The following is a 3,030-nucleotide window of genomic DNA, read 5'->3' as shown; positions in this document are numbered from 1 at the left end:
GACCCGACGTCCGTCGGGTCAAAAGACTTTTTAGCTCAAAGACTTGAGCTGGCTGTCGGATGAGGGGAACTGCAGACCCCCTCGATGTCGCAAATGACCTGCGGTCTTGTTAGACGATACCTCTGCCGGCAAGCTGCGGGCATTTGGCCCACATGAGGCATCTGCCCTTCGCATCCAAAAGAATGGGGATGACGAACCCGGACAAGCGATCACTTTTTCGCATCACGCGTTCAACGTCCGTCATCCCCGCTCAAATCAGCCTGCGTTGGCGGGCACTGGCGTGTTCAACAGCTGCTGTTCCCACATATACGCGACGCCGCTGCCGGCGGCGTGCTGTTTGAGCACCTCCGTCAGCTCGGCGGCGTGCTCGGTGCGCGCCCAGTCGCGCTGCCATTCCGCTGCGAGCGCCAGCCAAGTCATCATGTTTGCGCCGGCGGCGATCATGCGCTGGGTGGCGACCGCATGCGCCTCGACCGAAGTGCCGCCGGAGGCGTCGGTGATCACGGTGACATCCCAGCCTTCCCCCAGCGCCTGGATCACCGGCATCGCGACGCAGACCTCGGTCCAAAGGCCGGCGATGATCAGCTGCTTGCGGCCGGTCGCCTTGACCGCGTCCACGACCTTGCGGTCTTCCCAGGTGTTGATGAACGTCCGGTCGATGACCTCCTGGCCGGGAAACACGTCGGTGATCTGCGAAAAGATGAGGCCGCCGCGTTCGGCGATCACGCTCGTCAGGATGGTCGGGACACCGAAAGCCTTGGCGGCCTTGGCCAGCGCCGTCGAATTGTTGACCACCGCATGCGGGTCGTGGCTGTTGAGATTGGCCAGCTGGTAGGGCTGGTGGTCGATCAGGACGAGGACCGAGTCTTCGGGACGAAGAAGCGAAGAGAGGCCGTTACGAAAGGTCATTGCTAAATCCTTTGCTGCCGTTTGAGCGGCACTGGTTTTCCGGGAGACAGGCGCGAAGGCGCCGTTGCCTCACACCAGTATTGCCGTTCCTACCTGAGATGCGGTAGTACCAGTTGGCGGCCAGCTGCGTCGCGGAATGAGGAACGCTCAATGGATATCGAGGAGCTGCGGACGTTTGTGGAAGTGGCCGATGCGGGTGGCGTATCGCCTGCAGCGCGCCGGCTCGGCGTCTCCAAGTCCATCGTCAGCCGGCGGCTCTTCCGGCTGGAGGCGGAACTTGGCGTCCAGCTTCTGGCGCGCACCACCCGGGGCGCCGCTCTGACAGAGGCCGGCGAGACGTTCCGCGATTATGCCGCAAGGGTCTGCGCCGAGATCGATGTCGCCAGGGAAACGATCCTGCCTGCCGGCGCGCTGCGCGGCCGCCTGCGCGTGGCCGTGCCGCTGTCTTTCGGCCAGGCGCACTTTGCGCCCATCCTTGCCGAAATGGCGCGCCGCCACCCGCAGCTGCAAATCCACACATGCTACAGTGATCGCTTCGTCGATCTGATCACCGAAGGATATGATTGCGCGATACGGGTCGGCTACCTTCAGGACTCTAATCTCATCGCCAGGCGCGTCGGCCCCATCTTCGGCAAGCTGGTCGCAAGCCCGGATTATATCAGGCAGCATGGATCGCCCGAGACGCCGGAGGAACTGCTGGCGCACGAGGCGCTCATGCAGGGCACCGAAAGCTGGCAACTCACGGATGGCGGCGAAATCATCACGGTGCGCCCGCAGGGGCGCTTCAAGGCGGATAACGGCGTTGCCCTCGTGGCCGCCGCCACGGCAGGGCTCGGCATCGCTTACCTGCCCGATTGCCTCACCCATGACCACATAGCCTCCGGCGCGCTTGTGCCGGTCATGACCCGTCATCCGCCGCCGCCGGCCGGCGCCTATGTCATCCGCCCGCCGGGCCAGCACCCCGCCCGCAAGATCCGCGTCCTCATCGAATTGCTGATCGAATATTGCGAACCGGCGCCAGACCTTTCCGGCACCGCCCGTTAAGGCAGTGCGGCGCGAAAGCTCCGACGGTCAATCCACCGCCCCCCGTTGACACCGCCATTGTTCACCGCGATAGGGTCAGGCCAAGACAGGCGCCACAGCGCCAGCCAAGCAACAACAGGAGCGTAACAGTGAGCGAACAGACCGTAGCCGAGGCCACAAACCGCATTTATGAATCGCTCCAGGCGGACAATGCCGACATCGATATGCACATCGCCAATCTCAAGGCAGCATTGACGCGGGAAGGCTTGAAAGAAGCCATCCTCGACCCCGCCAAGCTCGTGCAGAGCAACCGTTCCGGCCGAAAACTGCTGCAGGCTTATTTTCGCCAGCGTGGCGTGACGGTGGTGTACGCGGCGGCGTGAAGTGTTGCTGGGACGAGAGACAGATTGCCGTATGAAAAGCTGAGATGATATCAAAGTGCGCCCGGATTTCCGGGCGATCTCAAGGTTGAGGATTAGCGTTGTAGCCTATGTTCCGGAAACAGCGGCAAGGTTGATTTCGAAGTTCTCGTTTGGCCGCTGGTTGTGACGTGTGGGATCGTCACCCTATGAGGCAATCACCGGATGCGCTCTTGTTGTGAATTTGTTGGCTCTCAAACCATGTTCAGCGCCACAAGGTCACCGCTTTCCAGGGCCGCCAAATTCGCTTCGATTTTTTCAATGGGCCAATTCCACCAAGCTATATCGAGAAGCTGGCTGACGATCTCGGCGGGATAGCGCATCCGGATGACCGTGGCTGGGTTTCCTGCGACAACTGCGTAAGGTGGAACGTTTCGAGCGACCACCGACGCGGCAGCCACGATCGCGCCTGCACCGATCTGCACACCCGGCATGATCGCTGCGCCATGGCCAATCCATACATCGTGCCCGACCACGGTATCTTTCACCGGCAGGTCTTTGTAGCCGAAGGTCTCCGGTTTGAAGATGCGGAAGGGGTAGGTTGTAACGCCCGTCATCGGATGATTGGCTGAACTTGTAATAAAATAGCTTCCCCGGGCGATCTGGACAAATTTGCCGATGACCAACCGCTCGCGGACGCTATGGCCTAGATAGGGTGCGAGTATCCCGGCGGTGTCTT

General features: G+C 61.6%; 3 protein-coding genes and 1 pseudogene. 2 read left to right on the top strand and 2 right to left on the bottom strand.

Features of this window, described 5'->3' with window-relative positions; all coding sequences use genetic code 11:
- Positions 1-255: 255 nt before the first annotated feature.
- A complete protein-coding gene (locus tag ASD32_RS10970) occupies positions 256-909 on the bottom strand; it encodes a hydrolase (protein ID WP_060638048.1) in 654 nt (217 codons plus the stop codon).
- Between the two features lie 150 nt (positions 910-1,059).
- Between ASD32_RS10970 and ASD32_RS10965 the strand changes: the two genes are divergently transcribed.
- Positions 1,060-1,953: a LysR family transcriptional regulator gene (locus ASD32_RS10965; protein ID WP_060638047.1), complete on the top strand. Its 894-nt coding sequence runs from the start codon at positions 1,060-1,062 to the stop codon at positions 1,951-1,953.
- 128 nt (positions 1,954-2,081) lie between these two features.
- Positions 2,082-2,315 (top strand): hypothetical protein, encoded by a 234-nt coding sequence (locus tag ASD32_RS10960; RefSeq protein WP_060638046.1) that lies wholly within the window; start codon positions 2,082-2,084, stop codon positions 2,313-2,315.
- 230 nt (positions 2,316-2,545) lie between these two features.
- Here the strand turns inward: ASD32_RS10960 and ASD32_RS10955 are convergent.
- Positions 2,546-3,030: pseudogene (locus ASD32_RS10955) on the bottom strand (CatB-related O-acetyltransferase); the annotation flags it as partial.

The organism is Rhizobium sp. Root483D2 (assembly GCF_001426685.1).
Classification (GTDB): domain Bacteria; phylum Pseudomonadota; class Alphaproteobacteria; order Rhizobiales; family Rhizobiaceae; genus Pararhizobium; species Pararhizobium qamdonense.
Note: the sequence above shows the minus strand (reverse complement) of the source record. Positions and strands in the feature narration are given on the sequence as shown.

Bases quoted from the DNA above. Each gene is read 5' to 3' on its own strand.
- ASD32_RS10970 (WP_060638048.1), bottom strand. From the start codon at position 909: ATGACCTTTCGTAACGGCCTCTCTTCGCTTCTTCGTCCCGAAGACTCG.
- ASD32_RS10965 (WP_060638047.1), top strand. From the start codon at position 1,060: ATGGATATCGAGGAGCTGCGGACGTTTGTGGAAGTGGCCGATGCGGGT.